Origin of the sequence: Nocardia sp. CY41, from assembly GCF_009829325.1 — a bacterium.
Lineage (GTDB): Bacteria > Actinomycetota > Actinomycetes > Mycobacteriales > Mycobacteriaceae > Nocardia.
The window spans coordinates 82,232-97,404 of record NZ_VUOS01000031.1 but is presented as its reverse complement, the minus strand read 5'-3'; the positions used below and the strand labels follow the sequence as shown (position 1 = coordinate 97,404).

The window sequence follows — 15,173 nt, the reverse complement described above, 5'->3', positions numbered from 1 at the left end:
CGGACCGGCAGTAGCGGTTCGATCACTGTCCACAACTCGTCGTCCACGATCCACGGGGCCGCCACGACGAAACATACTGCACCGCAACGAGAATCACCGCCACTCAACAGAACCTGTTAGAGGCTCTTAGCGTGGATTCGGACATCGGTGACCGGGATGGTCGCAAGCGCAACGGAACGGCCGTGGATCGGGCCACCGACGTGCCGGCCGCCTTCATCGATGCCAGGGCGCTGATCGGCTGCCGCCATCGGCTGCATCTGGACGCCGCCCATCCCGGCGCGCTGGCGGGGGTCTCGGAGGACGCGGGCGTACGGCAGCGCCGGGACGCCGCAGCAGCGCACCGCGCCCGGGTGCGCGACGCGCTGGTCGGCGCCGATCCCGACGCCTGGGTGGTCATCGATCCCGGCCTACGCGCCGCCGAGCGCGCCGAAGCGACCATGCGCGCGTGCGAAGCCGGCACACGGCACATCTGGGGCGGGCTGCTACCGCAGGAGCCGGACACCGGCAGGCGCGGCGGCTCGGAGATCCTGTTGCGCGACGCCGACCGCGGCGGGTACATCCCGGTCATCGTGGTGAACCACAAGGTGACCGACCCGCGTCAGCCCGAACCGGCCGACTTCCACCCCACCACCTCCGACCCTTACCACTGGAATCCGCAACCGGATCCGCACCGCAAGCTGCGTCAACAGCCGCGCGACCAACAGCGGCTGGCCCACCTGCACCGGATGCTGCAACGGCACGGTCTGGCCAGCCCCGCGCTGCTCGGCGGTGTCATCGGCTTCGACTTCGATCGCATCCTGGTCCACGATCTGGCTCCGCTGCTGGCCGACTACGACCGTCGTTACGCCGACCGGATCGCGGTGGTGCGCGGGGAGCTGCCGACCGTCCCCTCGAAGGTGCCGGAGTGCAGGCAGTGCCCATGGTGGACGCGGGGCATCGAGGGCCCCAGCTGCGAGGACTGGCTGATCGAGCACCGCGACGTCAGCCTGGTGGCGCCCGGTTCACGCGCCGACGTGCTGCGCAGGCACAACGTCGAGACGATCGACGAGCTCGCCGCCTGGGCGGGGGATGACCCCGAGGACTGGCAGCACGGCCCGTTCGACGAGGCCGTGGTCACGGCGCGGGCATGGATCGCGGGCGCGCCGGTGGTGCGGCGGGTCGAGCGCGTGCGGGTGCGGCGGGCGGACGTGGAGGTCGACGTCGACCTGGAGAGTTTCCAGGAATACGGCGCGTACCTCTGGGGGACGCTGCTGAACGGTGTCTACCGCCCGTTCGTCACCTGGGATCCACTGCCCACCGAGGACGAGGGCCGCTCCTTCGGCGAGTTCTGGACGTGGCTGATGACGGTGCGCGCCGAGGCGGCCGCGGCGGGCAAGACATTTGCGGCGTATTGCTATTCGCGCACCGCCGAGGACAAGTGGCTGTACGAATCGGCGCGCCGGTTCGCGGGGCGCCCCGGCGTGCCGACGGTGGAGCAGGTGCGCGCGTTCGTGGACGGGCCGCAATGGGTGGACATGTTCCAGGCCGTCTCCGACCAGTTCATCTGCCCTAACGGCAAGGGACTGAAGAAGATCGCGCCGGTCGCCGGGTTCTCCTGGCGTGACCCCGAGGCGGGCGGCGAGGCGTCGATGAGCTGGTATCGGCTCGCGGTCGGCTACGACGGCGCCGCGCCGGATTCGACGCAGCGCACCCGGTTGCTGGAGTACAACGAGGACGACGTCCGCGCCACCCAGGTGCTGCGCGAGTGGATGACGACCCGCGCCGACGCCGAGGTCCCCGGTCTCGCCGACTTCTCGCCGCTTTCCGATCCGCGGCAGGCCGTTCCGGGTTACGCGGTGGTACCTCCTTCGGCTCCCTAGCCGGCGCGCAGCGGTACCATCGCGACGTGACAGAGCACGTCGAACAACTCGAGTTCCAGGCAGAGACCCATCAGCTGCTCGAGCTGATGATCCATTCCGTCTACTCCAACAAGGACACCTTCCTGCGGGAGCTGATCTCGAATTCCTCCGACGCGCTGGACAAGCTGCGGCTGGAGTCCTTCCGGGACAAGGATCTGCACGTCGACACCTCCGACCTGCACATCGAGCTGGAGGTCGACAAGGACAAGCGGATCCTGACCGTGCGGGACAACGGCATCGGCATGTCGCGCGCCGAGGTCGTCGACCTGATCGGCACCCTCGCCAAGTCCGGTACCGCCGAACTGCGCAAGAAGCTGAACGAGGCCAAGTCCGAGGCGGCGGCCGAGGAGCTGATCGGCCAGTTCGGCATCGGTTTCTACTCGACTTTCATGGTGGCCGACAAGGTCACGCTCACCACCCGCCGGGCGGGGGAGACCACCGGCACCCGGTGGGAGTCGAGTGCGGGCAGCTCCACCTACACGATCGAGGAGCTCGACGAAGCCCCGCAGGGCACGTCGGTGGCGCTGCACCTCAAGCCGGTGGACGAGGAGGATCACCTCTTCGATTACACGCTGGAATGGAAGCTCCGGGAGATCGTCAAGAAGTACTCCGACTTCATCGCATGGCCGATCCGCATGCAGGTCGAGCGGACCGTCACCGAGGGCGAGGGTGAGGACGCCAAGGAGACGACCGTCCTCGAGGACCAGACGCTCAACTCGATGAAAGCGCTGTGGACGCGCCCGAAGAGCGAGGTCTCCGACGAGGAGTACAAGGAGTTCTACAAGCACGTCAGCCACGGCTGGGACGATCCGCTGGAGATCATCCCGTTGAAGGCCGAGGGCACCTTCGAGTATCAGGCATTGCTGTTCATCCCCTCGCACGCGCCGTTCGACCTGTTCACCCGCGAGCACAAGCGCGGCGTGCAGCTCTACGTCAAGCGCGTGTTCATCATGGACAACTGCGAAGAGCTCATGCCGGAGTACCTGCGCTTCGTCAAGGGCGTGGTGGACGCGCAGGACCTGTCGCTCAACGTCTCCCGCGAGATCCTGCAGCAGGACCGGCAGATCCAGATGATCCGCAAGCGCTTGGTGAAGAAGGTGCTGTCCACGGTCAAGGATCTGCAGGGCGCCGAGGACCAGACCAACTACCAGACCTTCTGGAAGGAGTTCGGCCGCGTCCTGAAGGAGGGCCTGCTCTCGGATTTCGACAACCGCGAGACGATCCTGCAGGTGTCCTCGTTCGCCTCGACGCACTCCGATACCGAGCTGACCACGCTGGCGCAGTACGTGGAGCGGATGCCCGAGGGGCAGGACACGATCTACTACATGACCGGCGAGACCCGTCAGCAGGTCGAGAGCTCCCCGCACTTGGAGGCCTTCAAGGCCAAGGGCCGCGAGGTGCTGATCCTGACCGACCCGGTCGACGAGATGTGGGTCGGTTCGGTGCCGGAATTCGACGGCAAGGCGTTCCAGTCCATCGCCAAGGGCGAGGTCGATCTGGAGACCGAGGAGGAGAAGAAGGCGTCCGAGGCGCTGCGCGAGCAGCAGGACAAGGACTTCGCCGATGTCCTGACCTGGCTGGGCAAAACGCTGGAGCAGAACGTCAAAGAGGTGCGCCTGACCAACCGGCTCACCACCTCCCCGGCCTGCCTGGTCGGTGACGTCTTCGACTTCACGCCGATGCTGGAGCGGATGTACCGCGCGTCGGGCCAGGCGCTGCCGGAGAGCAAGCGCATTCTGGAGCTCAACCCGACTCATCCGCTGGTCACCGGCCTGCGCGATGCATACGCGGCCAAGAAGGACGAGGCCGACGCCGGCACGGCGACCGAGCTGTCGGAAACCGCCGAACTGCTGTTCGGCACGGCGGTGCTCGCGGAGGGCGGGGAACTGAAGGATCCGGCGCACTTCGCCCATATCCTCACCGATCGGCTCACCCGCACGTTGTGAATCGCCCGCGACCGGAGGGCGGCCACGCCGTTGTCCTCCGGTCGCGGCCGATGCGGTCGGCGATATTTCGGCCATTTCTCGGTTACGGTGACCGCCGAGATGGCATATTCGCAGGACTGGGGAGTTCGCCCCCGGGTGGCGCGGTTAGATGTGGATGTCTGAAAGGATTGTCACAACATGTCCGCAAACCCGCTTGCCGTGGCCGAGCCGTGGGATCTGGTCGCCGACGGATACGCCGAATTCGCACCCGCCATCATGCAGCCGTTCGCGGTGCGGGCGCTCGAGTTCGCGTCGTTGTCGCCCACTTCGCAGATCGTGGATGTGGCGGCGGGGCCGGGCACGCTCAGCTTGCCGGCCGCGGGCCAGGTGGCGCAGGTCGAGGCGCTGGATTTCGCGGAGTCGATGATCGCGCGTCTGGCGAAGGACGCCGCCGCCGCCGGGCTGACGAACATTCACGCGCGGGTGGGCGACGGCCAGGAACTGCCGTACGAATCCGACCGCTTCGACGCGGGGTTCTCCATGTTCGGCCTGATGTTCTTCCCGGATCGCGCCCGTGGGTTCGCCGAGTTGTTCCGCGTGCTACGGCCGGGTGGCACCGCTGTGGTGTCGAGCTGGGCGCCGATCGCGGACTCGCCGCTGATGCGGATGATGTTCGGCGCTTTGACCGCGGCCGACCCGAACATCCAGGAGCCGCAACCGAACTTCCTGAGCCTGGAGAATCCCGAGGTCTTCGAATCGGAGATGCGCGGCGCGGGCTTCGAAGCCGTGTCCATCCAGCGGCATTCGATCGCGCTGACCTTCGGCAACCCTGAAGAGATGTGGGAGACCATGGTGCGCAGCAGCGCCCCGCTGGAACTGATGCGCCACAGCGTGAGCGCGCAGGAGTGGGCTCGGCGCGCCGCCGTCATGAAAACGTTCCTCGCCGAGAAGTACCGGCCGAACTCCCCGTTGTCCACCACGGCGTACCTCGGCATCGGTCACAAGCCGCAGGGGTGACAGACAACAGCGCGCGACCCTTCCCAGGAAGAGCCGCGCGCTGCCGAGAGTGCGGAGCGGGAACTACCGCGGCGCCATGCGCAGTGCGCCGTCCATGCGGATCGTCTCGCCGTTCAGGTAGTCGTGCTCGACGATGTACTGCGACAGCTGCGCGTACTCGTCCGGACGGCCCAGGCGGGACGGGAAGGGCACACCCGCCTCGAGGCCCTTGCGGTACTCCTCGGTGACGCCGGCCAGCATCGGGGTGTCGATGATGCCGGGGGCGATCGTGTTCACCCGGATGCCGAACTGGGCCAGGTCACGCGCGGCCGGGACGGTCATGCCGTGCACGCCGCCCTTGGACGCGGAGTAGGCGATCTGACCGATCTGGCCCTCGAACGCGGCGACCGAGGCGGTGTTGATGATGACGCCGCGCTGGCCGTACTCGTCCACGGCGTCGGTCTTGGCGATCGCGTCGGCGGCCAGCCGCATGACGTTGAAGGTGCCGAGCAGGTTCACCGTGATGACCGTGCGGAACAGCTCCAGGTCGTGCGGGCCGTTCTTGGACAGGATGCGGCCTGCCCAGCCGACACCGGCGCAGTTGACCACGATGCGCAACGGCGCGCCGGACTCGACGACCTGCGCGACAGCCGCGCCGACCTCGTCGTTGCTGGTGACATCAGCGGGAATGAGGGTGACCCCGGCGGGCACGTTGTCGCCGGCGCGCTCGATCGACTGCGGTACATCGAGTCCGAAGACGGTGGCGCCGAGCTCGGCGAAACGCTTGGCGGTGGCGGCGCCGAGGCCCGATGCGCCTCCGGTGACAATGGCGGCGGAACCCGAAATCTCCACGATGGTCCTCTCGTTTGTGACAGCCAGTTGGCCTTTCGTCAATTGCACCCTAACCGGTGCTCCGTGCGCGGCCCTGCACGGCTCCCGCGACTCGTTACCGATCGGTGTTCCCGGCGCGCACCCTGTCGGGCAGGGCGGTAGAACCGACCGCGCAGAATGGAACAGCCCAGTCAGCTCGACCGAAACACCGGAGTCTCCGTATGACCGAATCGGCCCTCAGCGCACGTCTGCCTCGCGGGAGGCACGGCCTGCCGCGGGAGCAGGTGATCGCCTCGCAGCGTGAGCGGATCCTCGTCGCGACGGCGGAGGCCATGGCCGAGAACGGGTACATCGGAACGTCCGTCGCGGCGATCCTCAAGCGGGCGGGCGTGTCACGGGAGACGTTCTACGAGCAGTTCCGCTCGAAAGAAGACTGTTTCGAGGCGGCCTATCAGCGCGCGGTGCAGTTGTTGCTGGACCGGATCGCCGAGGCCACCGAACAGGAGGAGGCCGCGCCTGCGCAAGGCGACGGCGACGCCGTGGCCGGGATGGACCGGATCTTGCGCGCCTATCTGCAGTATCTGGTGGACGATCCGGCGAGCGCGCGGCTGTTCCTGGTCGAGGTCTTCGCGGTGGGGTCGGCGGCCATCGCGCGCCGGGCCCAGCTGCAAGAGCGATTCGTCGAGTTGATCGCCGTCGTGCTCGACGCGCGGACCGAGCAGCAACGCTTCGCCTGCCAGGCCTTGGCCGCGGCGGTCGGCGCGATGGTCACCGCTCGGATCGCGGCCGGGGACTCGGACGGCCTGCTGGCGCTGCGGGAACCGCTGCTGGATCTGTTGCGCCGGGGCGGTGGACTGTATGGGGCCGCGCTGGATGTGCGCGGCGAGCCATCCGCGTGAGCAGCAGCGCCGCACCGGCCAGCGCGGGGGCGAGCGCCGCCAGCCCGGCCACCGCGACGCCGCCGAGGCCGGGGGCGGCCGCGCCGAACAGCGTCGCCGCACCGAAGTAGAGGAACAGCAGGCCCGAGCCGATGCCGATGGCATGCTCCGGCAGATGCTTGCCGACCAGGATGCCCAGCACGATGGCGAGCGCGTCGGCGGCGACCATGCCGATGGTGGAGCCCAGCCAGACGCCCACCCAGTCGTAGTCGGTGGCCAGCGCCGCGGTCGCGAACATGGTGCGGTCGCCCAGCTCGGCGAGCAGGAACGCGGACAGCACCACGAAGAACGGCGCACCGGTGGCCTTCGGCGTCTTCGGCTCCGGGTCGTCGTCGCCGGGACCGAAGTGCTCGCGCAGGGTCCACAGGCCGACGGCCAGGAAGGTGACGGCCGCGATCAGTGCGATCGCCGTGGTCGGCAGCGCCGCACCGAGGAAGTGGCCGACGCCGACCGAGATCAGGTGTACCGCGGCGGACGCCGTCGCGATGCCGCCGAGCACCACCCACCAGCGATAGCGCAGCGCGAACGTCAGCGCCATCAGCTGGGACTTGTCGCCCAGTTCGGCGAGGAAGACGATGGCGATACTCAGCAATACGGTGGCGATCATGTGTGGCGGCTCCCAGGTCTCCGGCCTGCCGGTCGGAGCTACGGGTGGACTCCGGCCGACAACGAAATGGTTGTCCAGGCCGAAGGTCTCGCCCACCGGACGGATGCCGGTTCACACAGCCGGACCCGGGCCCGTGTGGACCGGCGGGTCAGTATGTCGACTGCGCGATTGGGGGCTACTCCCCTTCGCTGCAGCCGACTCTACCGGCGCGAGCCGCTCCTGCCAACCCGCTGTAATCGAAATCGCAAAGCGCACAATAAGTTTGGCGATCCACGTGCGAAATTTCGGCTACCCTCACGCGGCCAGCAGCATGGCCAGAACCGCGGTGTCGGGATCACTGATCGGGTCGAGCCCGACCCGGCTGACCAGGGAGGTCACCGTTCCGTCCGACTCCGCCTCCACCCAGGCGGCGCGGTGTTCCAGCCCCAGGTGGGGCACACCGGGCAGCAAGACGCAGCCGGATGCCGCGCCCGCGCATTCGGGCAGTGAGGGGCGCGTCTCGCAGGGCGGATGCAACATCAGCAGCGCCGGTGGCACATGCTCGGCGAAATGACCCGGCTCCACCGCTTCGTCACCGAGCACGGGGCCTTCGGCGATCACCAGGCCGACCGTGCCGGGGGCGGGATCGTCGGGCAGGTCCTCCCGGACCCCGAACACCGTCGAGGTCGTCAGCAAGCCCGGTAGCGTGGCCACACGCACCGCTAGTACCAGTACCTGGGCCCACTCTTTGGTCGTGTCCGGCCAGCGGCCGGAGATCACGAAGCCACGCAGCGACCCGCGCGAGTGGAACGGCGTGATGCCGATCGGTTCGTTCGTGCGCATTCCTGCCTCCCGTTGTCGAACCCGGGGGCGACCTTGCCCGTGCTATTTGTGTGGATTCCCGAATATGAACCACGAGTCACCTGGCACACAAGTACCAAAGAGTGCCAATCGGACAGCCGGAGGGCGGACGGCGGGCAATCGTGCTGCGTACTCGACGGATAGGGCACCACCTCGCCGAGCCCGAATGCGCGCCGCGTGGCGGCGCGCTCGGCAAAGCGTCCGCGTTGCCGGAAAACAGAACGGGCCCGCGATCCCGGCCGCGTGGGGCGGACGGATTCGCGGACCCGGTTCGGGTGCTGAGCCGGCTCAGCCGAAGATGAGGCCCTTGGCCTGCGAGGTCGCCTTGGCGAAGCGCTCCTGCACGTCGGCCCAGTTGACGACGTTCCAGAAAGCGGTGACGTAGTCCGCCTTGACGTTCTTGTACTGCAGGTAGAAAGCGTGCTCCCACATGTCGACCTGCAGCAGCGGGATGATGCCCAGCGGGACGTTGGCCTGCTGGTCGTAGAGCTGGAAGGTCAGCAACTTCTGGCCGAGGGTGTCGAAGCCGAGCACCGCCCAGCCGGAGCCCTGCAGGCCGTTGGCCGCCGCGGTGAACTGGGCGCGGAACTTGTCGAACGAACCGAACTGGTCGTCGATCGCCGCGGCGAGTTCGCCGACCGGCTTGTCGCCGCCGTTGGGGGAGAGGTTCTTCCACCAGATCGAGTGGTTCACGTGCCCACCCAGGTGGAACGCGAGGTTCTTCTCGTGCAGGAAGATGGCGCTGTGATCGCCCGACTCGCGAGCGGCTTCCAGCTTCTCCAACGCGGTGTTCGCGCCGGCCACGTATGCGGCGTGGTGCTTGGAATGATGAAGCTCGTTGATCTGCCCGGAGATGTGGGGCTCCAGGGCGCTGTAGTCGTAATCCAGATCTGGCAGCGTGTACTCAGCCACGATGTCCCTTCCTATGTCGGGCCGGTTGTGCCCGTTGTTCCGAGCACAGCCAACCATCATTCGTACACCCGGTCGATTCCAACTCGGGCCCACGCCCGCGCATTCCGGTGACGCCGCTCACACACATCGAATCGCGCACCGTCACATCACGCACATCGGCCCCACGGGAAACGCACGCGTAGCATCGAACCATGTCGTGGTACGACGAACTAGTGGGGCGTCTGAGCCTCCCCGAACCCGCCATGATCGCGCCGGAGCGAGCACTGCCCGGCCGGGCGGAGCCGCTCGACGTGCCGGATACCCACTACGTCAACGGTCACCCGATCCATCCGCCGTTCCCCGAGGGACTCCAGCTCGCGGTCGTCGCGATGGGGTGTTTCTGGGGTGCGGAGAAGAGCTTTTGGGAACTAGACGGCGTCTACACCACGGCAGTCGGTTATGTCGGCGGGTACACGCCGAATCCCACCTACGAAGAGGTCTGCAGCGGGCGGACCGGGCACACCGAAGCGGTGCTCGTCGTGTTCGACCCCGCCGTGATCGGCTACGCGGGCATCCTCAGGCACTTCTGGGAGAACCACGATCCCACCCAGGGCATGCGTCAGGGCAACGATCGCGGCACCCAATACCGTTCCGCCGTCTTCACCTTCGGCGCCGAGCAGGCCGATCTGGCCCGGTCCACGGCCGAGGCATACGGCAAACGCCTCGCCGCGGCGGGATACGGGCAGATCACCACGGAGATCTCGCCGCTGCCCGGCCTGGCGGCCTTCTACTACGCCGAGGGTTATCACCAGCAATACCTGGCGAAGAACCCCGGCGGATACTGCCCGGTGCACGCCACCGGAGTGAGCTGCCCGGTAGGCACGGGCGCCTGAGCGCAGGGAACCGCGCGTCCGGGCAGCGGATGCGCGGTTCGCTCGTGCAGATCGCGGACCCGGCGCTCACAGCGGGGGAGCGATACCGGGACGTGTTGCCCGGGGATCACCCGCGTCATGCGCCTGCCACCACCGCGCGCCGCCCGCGACGAATTCCGCCAAGGGAATCTCGTTGCCGCGCGCGTCGTGCACGACGATGCCGTCGAACCACACCCGGATATCGAGCTCGCGCGGATCGATCCCCTCCTCCTGGGAGAACTCCAGGACGTGCGTGGACTCCTGATCGCGGATCCGGGTGTCGAAGCTGAGCAGTTCCCTCCACAGCGCCCAACTGCTGTCGTCGAGGTCGATGAACTCCCAGCCGTGCAGCCGCCCGCCGCCGAAACTGCGGATGGCCTCGTCCAGGCCGTCCATTTGCAGCGGCAGTACCTGCGGCTCGAGGTCGTCCCAGTGTTGCGTGCGCAGTGATGCGGCGACCCGGCTCACGCCGGTGAGGGTCAGCTGCACCCGATAGTCCTCGTTCGCCGTCCCCTGCTCGGGGAGAGTCAGCACCTCGAGTTCGAGGCGCAATTCGCCCGCGGGCTCATCGACCGCGAGACCGAGGCATGTGGCCTCGGACAACGCGATGTTCAGCCCTGCGGTATCCATTCCGTGGCGTAGCCCCCTGCTCGCGTTCATAGCCCCAGGCTACCGATCGCCCCTGCCGGATCGCGGTATTTCGGCGGCGTTCACGATTCGATGGAACCGATCGCGGGCCGGCCCCGTCCAAGTAGATATCGGAACCTTCTCGGCCGCAGGTTCCGACATCGGCGACGAATGGCCGCTCCGGGATGGACAGGAGGGGAGTCCCGGATCGGCCATTCGCATCGCTGCGTTAGGGCGGTATCCCGTCATCCGGTATGCACGGCCGGTCGATTGCGGACGAGAAGTATGGAAAGTCCCCGCAGGTGGTAACTGATCGGTCGCTGCGACATTGACGTGAGCTCGTTAAACGCCGGTCGTGAGCGACGCCTGTGGATCAGGCTGTGGATTATGTGGATAACTTCGCCCGAGTTATGCACAACCCGCATCGAGCAGGGGCGCGGTCGAGTTCCGGAGAGGAGAACATACCTGAAGTCGTCGCGCGCTGTCGAGCCGCTCCCCGGGCATGGAACTGCGCGGCGGCCCGCCGCCCATGGCAGGATCGAATCTGTGACGAGCCCCCACGTTCCGTCGGTGACGGTGGAGGATGTGCCTGCCGAATTCGACAGCGTCCCCGCGTCGGCCGACACGCCGCGACCGATCCTGCTCGACGTCCGCGAGGACGACGAGTGGCGGCTCGGACATGCCCCGGGGGCGATCCACATCCCGATGGTCGACGTCCCCGCCCGGGTCGATGAGCTGGAGTACGACGCGGAGCTCTATGTCATCTGCAGGCAGGGCGGCCGGTCCCTGCAGGTGGTCGAGTACCTCGCGCACATCGGCTATGAGGCCGTTCAGGTCCACGGGGGCATGGTGGCGTGGCAGCAGGCCGGTCGTCCGCTGGTCGCGGAAGGCGACCACGAGGCGAAGATCTACTGACGAAAGAACGAGGTGCGCGGGTGAGTACGGTGGTGCAACCTTGTGCGCGCTGCGGGGCGCGCTGGGCCGTGCAAGGGGCGCCGATGCACTGGTGCCCGCGCTGCCGTGGCGTCCTCCTCTCGCCCGCGCCGATCGACGCGCCCGCCGACCGCCGCAACTACCGCTGGGTGGCGCGCAGACCGGACCAGCGCGGCCGCCGAGCGCAGCCGCCCGCCCGGCCGGTCACGCCGAGTCGCACACCTCGGTACACGCAGATCCCGCGCTGGGGTCTGATCGACCCGCCACCGCAGGCCGGTGCCGCCGCACGGCGCCCGTTCGAAAAACTGACCGATTCGGTGACCAAGTTGCTCATCGCCACCGCGGGCGTGTTCGGGCTCGCGGCCTGCGCCGAACTGGCGCGGTACGCGGTCTTGCTGCGCAACCGGACGCGACTGATCCACCCCGCGGTCCTCTTCGCTTCCGACGCTCTGGTGATCGGCGCGGGCGTGCTCGCCATCGTGTTCGCGCTGCTGGCGGCCGCGGCTGCGACCGGAAGACTGATCGAGGTCAGGCAGTCGGCCTACGCCGCCGCGGGCAGGCGCGATCCACGATCGCCGCGAGCGCTCGCGTTCGGATCGCTGGTGCCGGTGGTCAACCTGCTGTGGCCCGGCGTTTTCCTGAGCGAAGTGGCCGCGCTGCGCGGTGACCCCCGGATCAGCCGGGCGGTCCGGATCTGGTGGGCCGCCTGGGTCTTCGGCGGCCTCGTCGCGGCGGCCGCGCTACTGTGGCGAACCGCGGATTCGCTGCAGGCCCAGGCGGACGGGGTGCTGTTCACCGCGTTCGCCGACGCGGTCGGCGCGGCGGTCGCGTTGCTGACCCTCTGGGTGCTGCGCACCATCGAGGGCCGTGACCTGCTCGGGCGCCACCGGACCGCGCGTCGCTGGCTGATCGCGGTCGACCCCGCTGTACCGGTGATCGAACCGGTGCATCCCGGCGGGCGGCGAACCGCGGCCGAACCGGTGGACGCCGAATCGGCGCACGAGGACAACGGTGCTGAGGACCGTGAGCAGGAGGAGGTTATGGCCAAGTGAGCCAGGGCAGTCGCGCGCCATTCGTCGTCGCGCATCGAGGCGCCTCGGCGGCGCGCCCCGAGCACACGCTCGCCGCCTACGAACTGGCGCTGCAGGAGGGCGCCGACGGGGTCGAATGCGATGTCCGGCTGACCAGGGACGGGCATCTGGTGTGCGTGCACGATCGCACCGTCGACCGGACCTCCTCGGGCAGCGGGCTGGTCAGCGAGATGACGCTGGAGGAGCTGCGGGCCCTGGATTTCGGCGCGGACGGCTCGCCCGCCTCGGTGCTGACCCTCAGTGAGCTGATCGGCCTCGTGCTGGACTGGCGCAGCAGGCCGACCAAGCTGTTCATCGAAACCAAGCACCCGGTTCGCTACGGCGCGCTGGTGGAGAACAAATTGCTCGCCGAACTCCAGCGCTTCGGCATCGCCACCCCGGCCTCGGCCGACCATTCCCGAGCCGTCGTGATGTCGTTCGCGGCCACCGCGGTCTGGCGCATTCGCCGAGCCGCGCCGCTGCTGCCCACCGTCCTGCTCGGCGAATCGTCGCGCTACCTGGGTGGATCCGCGGCGACGACGGTCGGCGCGACGGCCGTCGGCCCTTCGGTGAAGACGTTGCGCGAGCACCCCGATCTGGTCGACAAGGCCGCCGCCGCGGGCCGCGCCACCTACTGCTGGACCGTCGACGACCCCGGCGACGTCCAACTGTGCGCCGACCTCGGTGTCAGCTGGATCGCCACCAACCACCCCGGCCGCACCAAATCGCTGCTTCCCGCCGCCTGATCGGGGTCATATCGGGCGACCGCATCGTTCCCACCGGCCGCTCGTACGCGCTGCTCGCCGCGTACGACAGAAGCGAGCGCTCTCCCGGCGGTTCCTGGCGGGCGCAACGTAGTCAGCGCCTGCGGAGCCCGACGCACGCCGCGGGCGCTGGAAAACAACACGGACACGCCGCGCCGCAGGCGCGGCAGATCGAACACTGTGTAGGTTGACCCCTCGTGGGTAAGAGCAAGCGCAATAGTCCTAAGCCCGGCGGGAACCGGGCCCAGCGTCTCGCCGAGCGGCGGGCAGCGCAGGAGCAGGCGGCACAGACCGTCACGCGTCCGTTCGAAGGTCTGGCCGCGGAGTGCGATCTGGTCGCGCTGCGCGAATTCGTGCCGTCGGCCACCGCGGAATTGACACTGGCGACTTCGGTCGCCGCGGAGCGCCCGGTGGTGCTCGCCACGGTGCTGCCCGGCGCGGTGGCCGCATTGGTGCGCGCTGGTGACGAGCCGAGCGGGTATGTCGGCGCGCAGGTGCAGTTCCAGGGCGCGGACCCGGCCGCCGATCTGGCCGCGGCGATCTTGTGGACCCAGTCCGCCGAGCCCGGTGACTCGCTGACCTCCGTGGAGAGCGTCGCCGGTGGTCCGCGGCTGGCCGACGTCATCGATCCCGGCGCGAGCCTGAACCTGACTGTGCACCAGGACTTCGATTGGTGGGTGCCCGCGGGTGTCGAGCCGGATCCGCAGGTCGCCGCCACCATCGAGCAGGCCAAGCAGGCGATCATGCCTTCGGCGCGGCTCGGGCTGGACGCGGACGCGATCGGCGCGGCCTGGTGGGTGGACGCCGGCGAGAAGGCGCATATCCGCTGGGTGCGGCCGGAGGACGAGGACGCGCTGATGCTGGCGCTGGCGCGGGTGCACGCCTCCGGCGGTCTGCACCTCGGCGATGGTTCCCGGTTCGCGGGGTCGTTCCGCACACACGGCGTGCTGGTGCCGGTGTTCGATCTGGATCGGGAGCGGCACCCCGACGAATGGGTGAAGCCGGCGGTCGAGTTCGGTGCGCGCCTGTCCGAGGCGCTGGCCGTAGACGCCCCGCTGACCGCCGACGAGCGGCGCTCCCGCGACGGCTTGCGGTCGCGTCAGGTCACTTTGCGCTGACTCCCGGAATCCTGCGAGATTCCCCGTGCCTGTCGAGCGGCGTAACAGGTTTTCCGTTTGCCACCGATATCGCCGATAGATAGGTAAGTCTCACCGAACTTCTGTAAATTCGGGAGAATCCTTCTCCCGGAATTCCGGATATTCGACGGACAATGGCATCCCGGACAGCGGCAGGCCCGGTTCCTGGGGAACCGGGCCTGTGCACCTTTCCGGCGAGCTCCGTCAGACGGAGCCGCCGGCCACCGAAGGCGCTCCGGAGGCGTCGCTCGGGCCGCTCATTTCCCGGGCGATGAATTCCTCCAGGTCGAACAGGTTCGACCCGGCGCGATCGGCGATGGTGAGCAGTGTGGTCATGTTCGCGACTTCCTCGACCTGTTCCTTCAGGAACCACTGCATGAACTGTTCGCCCAGGTAATCGCCCTCTTCGCGAGCGGTGCTCGCCAGTTGGATGATCTGTTCGGTGACCGTCTTCTCCTGGGCGAGCGCGAGAGCGATCGGTTCCCTGGCATTCTCGAACCGTGATTTCGCGGCGTCGATGCCGGAGAGCTCGATGCTGATATCCCGGTCCAGGAAGTACCGCACGATCATCATCGCGTGATTGCGTTCTTCGACGGCCTGCTTGTAGAACCGCTTGGCCAGCTGCGGCAGGTCGGCATTGTCGAACCACACCGCAATCGCGATGTACTGATGCTCGGCATTGAATTCATGCCGGATCTGATCGTGCAACAGGCTGTGAAATTTGCTGCGGGGTGATTCCGGATGGCTTGACATGGCATCGACATTAGCGCCGGGGCGGTCGCGTGTCACCCAAGTACAACCTTAAT

The 15,173-nt window shown here is 68.0% G+C and carries 14 protein-coding genes and 1 pseudogene; 9 read left to right on the top strand and 6 right to left on the bottom strand.

Features of this window, described 5'->3' with window-relative positions:
• The first annotated feature begins 182 nt into the window (after nucleotides 1-182).
• The 3 genes from GVY64_RS30745 (at nucleotide 183) to GVY64_RS30735 (ending at nucleotide 4,840) form a co-directional block, all read left to right on the top strand.
• The gene (locus GVY64_RS30745; RefSeq protein ID WP_159849183.1) at nucleotides 183-1,859 is read left to right on the top strand and encodes a TM0106 family RecB-like putative nuclease; all 1,677 of its coding nucleotides are present in this window, start codon (nucleotides 183-185) and stop codon (nucleotides 1,857-1,859) included.
• Nucleotides 1,860-1,885: 26 nt separating this feature from the next.
• A complete protein-coding gene (gene htpG, locus GVY64_RS30740; protein ID WP_159849146.1) occupies nucleotides 1,886-3,844 on the top strand; it encodes a molecular chaperone HtpG in 1,959 nt (652 codons plus the stop codon).
• A 177-nt stretch (nucleotides 3,845-4,021) separates the two neighbouring features.
• Complete coding sequence (locus tag GVY64_RS30735; protein WP_159849144.1) at nucleotides 4,022-4,840, top strand: class I SAM-dependent methyltransferase; 819 nt, start codon at nucleotides 4,022-4,024, stop codon at nucleotides 4,838-4,840.
• A 63-nt stretch (nucleotides 4,841-4,903) separates the two neighbouring features.
• Here GVY64_RS30735 and GVY64_RS30730 read toward each other — a convergent pair whose 3' ends face one another.
• Complete coding sequence (locus tag GVY64_RS30730) at nucleotides 4,904-5,671, bottom strand: SDR family NAD(P)-dependent oxidoreductase (RefSeq protein WP_159849142.1); 768 nt, start codon at nucleotides 5,669-5,671, stop codon at nucleotides 4,904-4,906.
• A 200-nt stretch (nucleotides 5,672-5,871) separates the two neighbouring features.
• On the opposite strand from GVY64_RS30730, the pseudogene GVY64_RS38790 reads away from it, so the two are divergent.
• A pseudogene (locus tag GVY64_RS38790) lies at nucleotides 5,872-6,087 on the top strand (helix-turn-helix domain-containing protein); the annotation flags it as partial.
• A gap of 331 nt (nucleotides 6,088-6,418) precedes the next feature.
• Here GVY64_RS38790 and GVY64_RS30720 read toward each other — a convergent pair.
• From GVY64_RS30720 to GVY64_RS30710, 3 genes are all read right to left on the bottom strand, one after another.
• The gene (locus GVY64_RS30720) at nucleotides 6,419-7,195 is read right to left on the bottom strand and encodes a TMEM165/GDT1 family protein (RefSeq protein ID WP_159849140.1); all 777 of its coding nucleotides are present in this window, start codon (nucleotides 7,193-7,195) and stop codon (nucleotides 6,419-6,421) included.
• 294 nt (nucleotides 7,196-7,489) lie between these two features.
• Nucleotides 7,490-8,017 (bottom strand): peptidase, encoded by a 528-nt coding sequence (locus GVY64_RS30715; protein WP_159849138.1) that lies wholly within the window; start codon nucleotides 8,015-8,017, stop codon nucleotides 7,490-7,492.
• A 306-nt stretch (nucleotides 8,018-8,323) separates the two neighbouring features.
• Entirely contained in the window at nucleotides 8,324-8,947 is a 624-nt protein-coding gene (locus tag GVY64_RS30710; protein ID WP_039794275.1) for a superoxide dismutase, read from the bottom strand.
• A 191-nt stretch (nucleotides 8,948-9,138) separates the two neighbouring features.
• Here GVY64_RS30710 and msrA point away from each other — a divergent pair, with 191 nt between their 5' ends.
• Nucleotides 9,139-9,819: a peptide-methionine (S)-S-oxide reductase MsrA gene (msrA, locus tag GVY64_RS30705; RefSeq protein WP_159849136.1), complete on the top strand. Its 681-nt coding sequence runs from the start codon at nucleotides 9,139-9,141 to the stop codon at nucleotides 9,817-9,819.
• Between the two features lie 66 nt (nucleotides 9,820-9,885).
• On the opposite strand, the gene GVY64_RS30700 is transcribed toward msrA, so the two are convergent.
• A complete protein-coding gene (locus tag GVY64_RS30700; RefSeq protein ID WP_201298229.1) occupies nucleotides 9,886-10,497 on the bottom strand; it encodes a hypothetical protein in 612 nt (203 codons plus the stop codon).
• Between the two features lie 513 nt (nucleotides 10,498-11,010).
• Here GVY64_RS30700 and GVY64_RS38140 point away from each other — a divergent pair.
• The 4 genes from GVY64_RS38140 (at nucleotide 11,011) to GVY64_RS30680 (ending at nucleotide 14,349) form a co-directional block, all read left to right on the top strand.
• Entirely contained in the window at nucleotides 11,011-11,379 is a 369-nt protein-coding gene (locus GVY64_RS38140) for a rhodanese-like domain-containing protein (protein ID WP_442939651.1), read from the top strand.
• 20 nt (nucleotides 11,380-11,399) lie between these two features.
• Nucleotides 11,400-12,449 (top strand): DUF4328 domain-containing protein, encoded by a 1,050-nt coding sequence (locus GVY64_RS30690; RefSeq protein WP_236567384.1) that lies wholly within the window; start codon nucleotides 11,400-11,402, stop codon nucleotides 12,447-12,449.
• Nucleotides 12,446-13,213 carry a glycerophosphodiester phosphodiesterase gene (locus tag GVY64_RS30685; protein WP_159849132.1) on the top strand — a complete coding sequence of 256 codons (768 nt, stop codon included), beginning with the start codon at nucleotides 12,446-12,448 and terminating at the stop codon, nucleotides 13,211-13,213. Before GVY64_RS30690 ends, GVY64_RS30685 begins: the two co-directional genes overlap by 4 nt.
• A 215-nt stretch (nucleotides 13,214-13,428) precedes the next feature.
• Nucleotides 13,429-14,349, top strand: coding sequence for a DUF5926 family protein (locus tag GVY64_RS30680; RefSeq protein WP_159849130.1), 921 nt, complete (start codon nucleotides 13,429-13,431; stop codon nucleotides 14,347-14,349).
• A gap of 222 nt (nucleotides 14,350-14,571) precedes the next feature.
• Here GVY64_RS30680 and GVY64_RS30675 read toward each other — a convergent pair whose 3' ends face one another.
• Nucleotides 14,572-15,120, bottom strand: a complete 549-nt coding sequence (locus GVY64_RS30675; protein WP_159849128.1) for a ferritin — start codon at nucleotides 15,118-15,120, stop codon at nucleotides 14,572-14,574.
• Nucleotides 15,121-15,173 lie beyond the last annotated feature (53 nt).

Bases quoted from the DNA above. Each gene is read 5' to 3' on its own strand.
- GVY64_RS30735 (WP_159849144.1), top strand. From the start codon at position 4,022: ATGTCCGCAAACCCGCTTGCCGTGGCCGAGCCGTGGGATCTGGTCGCC.
- GVY64_RS30720 (WP_159849140.1), bottom strand. From the start codon at position 7,195: ATGATCGCCACCGTATTGCTGAGTATCGCCATCGTCTTCCTCGCCGAA.
- GVY64_RS30715 (WP_159849138.1), bottom strand. From the start codon at position 8,017: ATGCGCACGAACGAACCGATCGGCATCACGCCGTTCCACTCGCGCGGG.
- msrA (WP_159849136.1), top strand. From the start codon at position 9,139: ATGTCGTGGTACGACGAACTAGTGGGGCGTCTGAGCCTCCCCGAACCC.
- GVY64_RS30700 (WP_201298229.1), bottom strand. From the start codon at position 10,497: ATGAACGCGAGCAGGGGGCTACGCCACGGAATGGATACCGCAGGGCTG.
- GVY64_RS30675 (WP_159849128.1), bottom strand. From the start codon at position 15,120: ATGTCAAGCCATCCGGAATCACCCCGCAGCAAATTTCACAGCCTGTTG.